This is a genomic window from Mesorhizobium sp. M1A.F.Ca.IN.022.07.1.1, from assembly GCF_003997575.1.
In the GTDB taxonomy this organism is placed as follows: Bacteria; Pseudomonadota; Alphaproteobacteria; order Rhizobiales; family Rhizobiaceae; genus Mesorhizobium.
This window is the reverse complement of record NZ_RZST01000027.1, coordinates 21164-28898: the sequence shown is the minus strand read 5'-3', so window position 1 is coordinate 28898 and position 7735 is coordinate 21164. Positions and strand designations below refer to the sequence as shown.

The window sequence follows — 7735 nt, the reverse complement described above, 5'->3', positions numbered from 1 at the left end:
GAGCACCGGCCAGCAGATCGGGCCGGCGCTCCCGCGTCAGCTTCTCCGCCTCGGCGCGACGCCACGCGGCGATCTTCTTGTGATTGCCGGAGGTCAGCACTTCGGGGATTTGCCTGCCCTCGAACTCCTGCGGCCGCGTGTAATGCGGATGCTCGAGCAGGCCGTTCTCAAAGCTTTCTTCCTCGCCCGAGACGGCGTTGCCCATCACCCCCGGCAGCAGCCGCACCACCGCATCGAGCAGCACCAGTGCCGCCGGCTCGCCGCCCGAAAGGATGAAATCGCCGATCGAGACTTCCTCCAGACCGCGCGCCTCGATCAGCCGCTGGTCGACGCCCTCGAACCGGCCGCACAGGATGACGGCACCCGGCCCGGCGGCGAGCTCGCGCACCCGGGCCTGCGTCAGCGGTTTTCCACGCGGGCTCATCAGCAACCTTGGACGTTCATCGCCCTGCGGCGAAACGTGATCGATGGCCCTGGCCAGCACGTCGGCGCGCATCACCATGCCGGCGCCGCCGCCGGCCGGCGTATCGTCGACCGTGCGATGCCGGTCGGTGGCGAAATCGCGGATCTGGATCGCTTCCAGCGACCAGGTGCCGGCTTCCAGCGCCCGGCCGGCGAGCGAAACCCCAAGCGCACCCGGAAACATCTCCGGATAGAGCGTCAGCACCGAGGCGGCAAAGCTCACCGGTTGCCCCCGGCGTCCTTCGGTCCGCGCGGCCGGCCCTTCGGGTCGAAACCGGGCCGCCCGGCGGCTTCGCTATCCTCGTCCTCGACCAGCCCCGCCGCCAGGGGATCGACCTGAACGAAGCCGTCGGCGATCGACACATGCGGCACCGCGACTTGCGTGAACGGGATCAGCACGCCCTTGCGGCCCGCGAGCGTGACGTCGAGTATGTCGCCGCCGCCGAAATTATGCACGGCGACGACCCTGCCGATGACGCCGGTATCGTCCCTCACCTCAAGGCCGATGAGGTCGGCATGGTAGAACTCGTCCTCCTCGCCGTCGTCCGGCAGCACCGAACGGTCGACGAACAGCTCCGTGCCGGCAAGCGCCTCGGCCGTGTTGCGGTCGCTGACGCCCTTGAAGCGCACCACCACGACCGTGCCGGCCGGCCGGATGTCGAGGATCTGGAAGGCTCGGCCATCCTTGGCATGCAGCGGCCCGTAGTCGGCCAGCGCCAGCGGATCGCCGGTGAAGGTTTTCACCCGCAACTCGCCCTTGATGCCGTGCGCGGCGCCGATCACGGCCATCTGTACAGGGTTCTCGAGCTTCGACATCGGCATCACTTCCTTTGCCCTGCTCTAACCCTCTGAAGCCGCCATTTCAATGATCGGCTCTTCACCGCTTCCTAACCTGACTGCCCGAAAATGCCGGCATGCAGGAATTCCTCATCCCGGCAAAACCCGACCTCCAGGCGGCGCGCGAGAGCTGGCTCAAGATGCTGGCGCGCGAGCGCCGGCTGTCGCCCGAAACGGTCGAAGCCTATGAGCGCGACACGCGCCAGTTCCTGCATTTCCTGACCGGGCATTGCGGCGGCCCCCCAGGCATCTCCGATATCGCCGACCTGCGGCCGGCCGACCTGCGCGGCTTCCTCGCCGCGCGCCGCAACGGCGGCGCCGGCGCCCGCACGCTCGGCCGCGGCCTGGCCGGCGTCCGTTAGCTGCTGCGCTTTCTCGAAAAGCGCGGCCTCGTCAACGCGGCGGGTGCGGCCGCTCTGCGCGCGCCGCGTCAGCCGAAATCGCTGCCGAAACCGCTGACGGCGAGCGATGCCAAGCAGGTCGTGACTGTCGAGGGCCAACTGGCGGAAGAACCCTGGATCGCCGCCCGCAACGCCGCCGTGCTGACGCTGCTCTACGGCTCCGGGCTGCGCATCTCGGAAGCGCTGGGCCTGACCGGGGCCGATCTCGCCACCGAGGCCGACACGGTCCTGCGCATCACCGGCAAGGGCGGCAAGACAAGGCTGGTGCCGGCGCTGCCGGTGGCGCTCAGGGCGGTCGCCGAATACCGGCGGCTGTGTCCCTTCCACATCGATCCGAAAGAGCTGCTGTTCCGCGGCGCTCGCGGCGGCCCGCTCAATCCGGCCATCGTCCAGCGCGAGATGGCGAAGCTGCGCTCGGCCCTCAACCTGCCGGAAACCGCGACGCCGCATGCCTTGCGCCATTCCTTCGCCACGCATCTGCTCGGCCGTGGCGGCGACCTGCGCACCATCCAGGAACTGCTCGGCCATGCCAGCCTGTCGACCACCCAGGTCTATACCGGCGTCGATACGGCAAGGCTGCTCGACATCTACGACCGGGCGCATCCAAGGGCGTGAAGCGTTTGACGGAGCCACCCTGCCCTCCTCGTTCAAGGCGAAGCAACGAGCGGAGCGAACCCCTGAAATCGTAGGTCGAAACCGGCGGCTGTCGAGCAGCTGCAGGTAGCCTGACCCAACCTTCACATTCTTCGAAAGTCGGCCGCCCGTTTCCCGACGGCCGCCTCTCGAATACCCTAGGTCAGCGCATCACATAGACGATGCGCCGCGTGCCCGGATCGACCAGCGCCGGCTGGTTGTTCACATAGACATAGCGGTAGTTGTAATCTGGGATCTCGCGCAGCTCGACCGTGTCGGGCAGCACCGCGCCGGTCACCACTTCGCCCTCGAGATAGACCGGTTCGACCCGGTGCGTGGTGACATAGGTGCCGACCTCGGCCGGCGGCCTGGCGATCGGCTCGATGGCGTCATCGCCGGAAACGATGGCGCCGGTGTAGGTGTCAGTGGTGTAGATATCATCGGTCGGCGGAGCCACGACGGCAATGCCGGCATCGGCCGGCCGGCGCGTCACGACAACACGGCTGCCGCCGAATTCGGCAGTCACATAGTCGGAATAGACCCAACCTTTGCCGCCGGCTTCGGCGATGGTGCACCATTTGCTGCCTTCGATGCAGCCTCTGAGCGTCGCCGACTGGCCGGCAGCCAGCACGCCGATAACGGGATATTGCGGGCCGGGGCCGGCGCGGACATTCAGATCCGTCACTGCCGAGACGGGCGTGTCGGCAAGCGCCGCGGCCGACATGGCAAGCAGCGCACCGGCAAGTGCCGGAAACAATAGACTTTTCATGATTTCTCTCCGTTCTCAACGCTCCCTCGGGCTCGAAAACGAACCAGAACCTTATGCGTTCCGGCTAAAGTGCCGTCGCCTGCTCACGAATTGTTCCATTTGTTTTGGGCAGGTCGGTCAAAAGCTGGTGAACGAAGGCCAGTTTTTGCGCCGTCACCTCCGAAATGACGAAGGGATAAAGGTCGGGCAGACCCATGCAGCGGTTGATCGAATTGGAGGCCTCCGACAGCACCAGCCAGCGGGCGAGGATCCTTTCGAACGGTTCCGGCGCCGGATTGGGTTCGGCGGGCTCCCGCAGCGGATGTCCCCCTGTATCGCCAGGCGGCAGGTCGTTGGCTTCCACCGTCTCCAGCCGGCCGAGCGGAAAATTCAGCGCATGCACCATCTCAAGCGTGTCTGTGATGTGCAGGTGGTGCGCCCAGGTCTCGGCCCAGTCTTCCCAGGGGTGGGACGCCGCATAGGCCGAGATGTGGCGCTGCTCCCAGTCCGGCGGCGCGCCCTTGGCGTAGTGGGCCTTCAGCGCTTGCTCGTAGTCGACCCGCTCGTTACCGAACAGAGCGCGAAAGCCTGAAAGCCGCTCGGGATCGTCGCGGATCAGCCGGTCCCAGTAATAATGGCCGAGCTCGTGGCGGAAGTGACCGAGCAAGGTGCGGTAGTTCTCGCCCATTTCGACGCGCCGCCGCTCGCGCTCGGCGGAATCGGCCTCGGCGACGTTGAGGGTGATCCTGCCGTTGTCGTGGCCGGTCAGGATGCGCTCGCCGCCTGGTCCGCCGCCGATCGGATCGGCGAGGAAGTCGAAAGCGAGCCCGGCCTCGTCCTGCGGTCCGGCCTTGGGCGCCACCGGCAAGCCGAAGGCGAGCAGCGAATAGACGGCGCGTTTCTTGGCCGCCTCGACGCGGATCCAGCGCCGGCGGTTGCCCTCCACCGAAAGGTCGGGGATCAATTGGTTGAGCGCGCAAGCGCGGCAGAAAATCCTGCCCGGCTCGGCCCGCCAGTTGCAGGCACACTCGTCGGCATTTCCGCATGGAACGGCGTCGCCGCCGGAAAGCACGAAACACGCCCGCTCCGGATCGTAAAGCACCAGGCTTGAACAGTTCAGGCATTGCGCGTTCTCGAAATAGAGACGGTGGCCGCAATGAGGGCAGTCGAACAGCTTCATCGGTCGTCGAACCGCGGGAAAAAGGTCAACGAAGTTGGGCAACGCCCAAACGCCCGTCGCCGGCCGTCGTTCCGTTTCTATTTCGTCGCGAGCAGGGCGACGCCCCGCCTGGCCACGCTTTCGCCTGACAATGTCGCGCCGCAACAAAGCCTGGGTGAGCGGTCCGGCGACATGCTCGCCGGCGAAGAAGATCTTCTCCGCCACCGCCTGCATCAGTGTGGCGCGCGCTTCGGAACAGCCGGGATGGGCAGCCGCATAGGCGAGCCATGCGCCAATGATCACAATATCGACGTCTTCCCTCAAGACACGCCACAATAAATCCTTGCGCCATAATTTATGCTTGATCGTGGGCAAATTCCCCGGCATTCGCCAGCTTCAAGCGCCGCGCAGCCCGCGCGGGCGGTGACAACCGGGCGCTTCACTGGCAGATTTGCAGCCGGGACGTGATTCAGGCAACCAGGAGAACGATATGGCATTTTTTGCCAAGGGAAGGATTTTCATGGCCGCCGTTGTGGCGGCATTCGGGCTGGCGACAGGCGCGCAGGCCGCGGCCAGCTGCGGCAAGAACGGCGCCGGCTTCGACGCATGGAAACAGCAATTTGCCGCGGAAGCACAAGCCGAGGGCGTGGGCCAGAGGGGTCTGTCCGCGTTGGCCGGCGCGACTTACGCGACAAGGACGATCGCTGCCGACCGCGCGATCCACAAGGCTTTCAGCGGCTCGGTGGAAGCGTTCATGCAGCGTCGTGGTGGGGCCGCGATTATTTCCAAGGGCCGTGCGTTGAAGAAGCAGAACGCGGCGATGTTCGACAGGATCGAACAGACTTACGGCGTGCCGCCGGGCGTCCTGCTTGCGATCTGGGGCATGGAGACTGGCTTCGGCGCGTCGATGGGCAACCAGAACACGGTCTCCGCCATTCTGACGCTGGCCTATGATTGCCGCCGCCCGGACTATTTCACCCCCCATGCCATCGCCGCCCTGAAGCTGGTCGATCGCGGCGCGCTGACCGCCTCCTCGGTCGGCGCCATGCATGGCGAGATCGGCCATACGCAGTTCCTGCCCGGAAATGTTCTGAAGTATGGCGTCGGCAACGGAAATCTGCGCGACAGGAACACCGCGCTGGCTTCCACCGCCAACTTCCTCAAAGCCCATGGCTGGCAGGCCGGCGCGGGATATGAGGCGAATATGGGCGCCATCGCCGGCTGGAATTCGGCAAGCGTCTACCAGCAGGCCATCGCCCGCATCGCCGAGGCGATCGACGCCAACTGATGCAATATCTCCATTCCAACGAGAAGCCCGGCCTGCGCCGGGCTTTTTGTTACGGAGCAAGGATCAAAACCCAGCCACCCGGAACGACCAGGTTCGATCTCATCACCTAACTCTCAATCGTTCGCGTAGCCGCTCAATGGACATTTCCGGGAAACGGGAATCTGGAAGGTACCGGTAGTGCCGTTGCAGGTACGGAATTTGGGGTTCCGCGGCGCTGAAGGAGCCGCCTTTGGCCTGTCCTCGATCACCGTCGGGACTCCGGCAGCTTGCGAGTAGCTGCCGCCTAAGGGGCATTTCTCGGAAGCGGCAACCTCGAAGGAGCCGGTGATAACATTTGAGCAGGTACGGAATTTAGAGTTCCGCGGCGCCGTTGTGGCCGCAGCAGCCGCCTTGGACTTGCCCTTGATGACCAACCAGATTTCGGTCGGTTGGTCGAGCTGCAGCCTGTTTATGTCGGAGTAGCTGATGCGGCCGCTGCGTATCCCCTCGGCCATGCGCTGGCAGAACAAGGCCGGCATGCGCTCCTGCGAGACGCCCATGAAGGAGGCGATTTCGTGCTTGAACGTGATGCTCCATAAATGGACAGCCGAGATGCACCCGTCCAAATTAGCCGCAGACGCCTGCTTCGTGGCTGCTTGCGAGGACCCGCACGTCATCAAGGTCAACGCCGTCGCGACCAGAAGAGAAATACTACTTTTCACTGTTGAAACCCCCCGCATCCCGCTGGGAACTTAATTGGAGCGGCGGAAAGGTCAAACGATAATTTCTCTGAAGTAGTCTGAACTTTTCTTAGATTAGATACGCGAAATAAAACCCGGCGTCTCCGCCGGGTTTTCCCGCTTATCTCAACTTTCGACGTTCGGATATCAGCCTTCGCGGTTCCTTGCCGCCAGCGTCCGCAACCGCAGCGCGTTGAGACGGATGAAGCCGGCGGCGTCCTTCTGGTCGTAAGCGCCGCGGTCGTCCTCGAAGGTGACCAGCGCATCGGAATAGAGCGTCTTCTTCGACCTGCGGCCGGTGACGATGACATTGCCCTTGTAGAGCTTCAGCCGCACCGCGCCTTCGACGTCTTCCTGGCTCTTGTCGATCATTGCCTGCAGCATCACGCGCTCGGGCGAGAACCAGAAGCCGTTGTAGATCAGCTCGGCATAGCGCGGCATGAACTCGTCCTTGAGGTGCGCGGCACCGCGGTCGAGCGTGATCGATTCGATCGCCCGGTGGGCGGCGATCAGGATGGTGCCGCCGGGGGTCTCGTAGACGCCGCGCGACTTCATGCCGACGAAGCGGTTTTCGACAAGGTCGAGACGGCCGATGCCGTTGTCGCGGCCGAGGTCGTTGAGCGCCGCCAGCATGGCAGCCGGCGACAGCTTCTTGCCATTGAGCGCGACCGGATCGCCCTTCAGGAACTCGATCTCGATCTCGGTGACGACGTCCGGCGCGTCCATCGGCGAGACGGTGCGCTGGTGGACGAATTCCGGCGGCTCGCTCCACGGATCCTCGAGCACCTTGCCTTCCGAGGAGGAATGCAAAAGGTTGGCGTCGACCGAGAACGGCGCATCGCCGCGCTTGTCCTTCGGCACCGGGATCTGATGCTGCTCGGCGAAGTTGATGAGATCGGTGCGCGACTTGAACGACCAGTCGCGCCACGGCGCGATGACCTTGATGTCGGGGTTCAGCGCGTAAGCCGACAATTCGAAGCGGACCTGGTCGTTGCCCTTGCCGGTGGCGCCATGGGCGATGGCGTCGGCACCTGTTTCTTTGGCGATCTCGACCAGGTGCTTGGAGATCAGCGGCCGGGCGATCGAAGTGCCGAGCAGATATGTACCCTCATAGACGGCGTTGCCGCGGAACATCGGGAAGACGAAGTCCGAAACGAATTCCTCGCGCACGTCGACGATGCGGATGTCCTTGATGCCCATCATCTCGGCCTTGCGGCGCGCCGGCTCCAGCTCGCCGCCCTGGCCGAGATCGGCGGTGAAGGTGACGACTTCGGCGCCGAGCTCGGTCTGCAGCCATTTCAAGATGATGGAGGTGTCGAGGCCGCCGGAATAGGCGAGCACGACTTTCTTGACGTCTTTGGTCTTGGACATTTTGGCGGTTCCGCGGGAAGATGGCTTCGCGGGCGAGGTATCACGGCCGTTCCGGGCGGCGCAAGAGACGAACAGATGCCCGCCGATGATACAGGCTGGGCCAGATGTTTGCCTGGG

General features: G+C 64.6%; 7 protein-coding genes and 1 pseudogene. 2 read left to right on the top strand and 6 right to left on the bottom strand.

Annotation, left to right across the window (positions count from 1 at the left end; all coding sequences use genetic code 11):
- Both trmD and rimM read right to left on the bottom strand, forming a co-directional pair.
- Window positions 1-685, bottom strand: a 685-nt coding sequence (trmD, locus tag EOA75_RS05895; protein WP_127323827.1) for a tRNA (guanosine(37)-N1)-methyltransferase TrmD, incomplete at its 3' end; no start/stop codon positions are given.
- Window positions 682-1278, bottom strand: coding sequence for a ribosome maturation factor RimM (gene rimM / locus EOA75_RS05890; protein ID WP_127323826.1), 597 nt, complete (start codon window positions 1276-1278; stop codon window positions 682-684). The genes rimM and trmD, both read right to left, overlap by 4 nt.
- A 98-nt stretch (window positions 1279-1376) precedes the next feature.
- Between rimM and EOA75_RS35550 the strand changes: the two are divergent.
- Window positions 1377-2315, top strand: a pseudogene (locus tag EOA75_RS35550) (tyrosine recombinase XerC).
- Between the two features lie 181 nt (window positions 2316-2496).
- On the opposite strand, the gene EOA75_RS05880 reads toward EOA75_RS35550, so the two are convergent.
- Together EOA75_RS05880 and EOA75_RS05875 are read right to left on the bottom strand one after the other, a co-directional pair.
- Window positions 2497-3102 carry a DUF1236 domain-containing protein gene (locus tag EOA75_RS05880; RefSeq protein WP_127323825.1) on the bottom strand — a complete coding sequence of 202 codons (606 nt, stop codon included), beginning with the start codon at window positions 3100-3102 and terminating at the stop codon, window positions 2497-2499.
- A 64-nt stretch (window positions 3103-3166) separates the two neighbouring features.
- Entirely contained in the window at window positions 3167-4261 is a 1095-nt protein-coding gene (locus EOA75_RS05875; protein ID WP_127214575.1) for a putative zinc-binding metallopeptidase, read from the bottom strand.
- A gap of 469 nt (window positions 4262-4730) precedes the next feature.
- Between EOA75_RS05875 and EOA75_RS05870 the strand changes: the two genes are divergently transcribed.
- Window positions 4731-5528, top strand: coding sequence for a lytic transglycosylase domain-containing protein (locus EOA75_RS05870; protein ID WP_066991813.1), 798 nt, complete (start codon window positions 4731-4733; stop codon window positions 5526-5528).
- Between the two features lie 113 nt (window positions 5529-5641).
- Here EOA75_RS05870 and EOA75_RS05865 read toward each other — a convergent pair whose 3' ends face one another.
- The gene (locus EOA75_RS05865) at window positions 5642-6229 is read right to left on the bottom strand and encodes a hypothetical protein (RefSeq protein ID WP_245466567.1); all 588 of its coding nucleotides are present in this window, start codon (window positions 6227-6229) and stop codon (window positions 5642-5644) included.
- Between the two features lie 165 nt (window positions 6230-6394).
- The gene (locus tag EOA75_RS05860) at window positions 6395-7618 is read right to left on the bottom strand and encodes an argininosuccinate synthase (RefSeq protein WP_127323824.1); all 1224 of its coding nucleotides are present in this window, start codon (window positions 7616-7618) and stop codon (window positions 6395-6397) included.
- Between the last annotated feature and the right edge of the window lie 117 nt (window positions 7619-7735).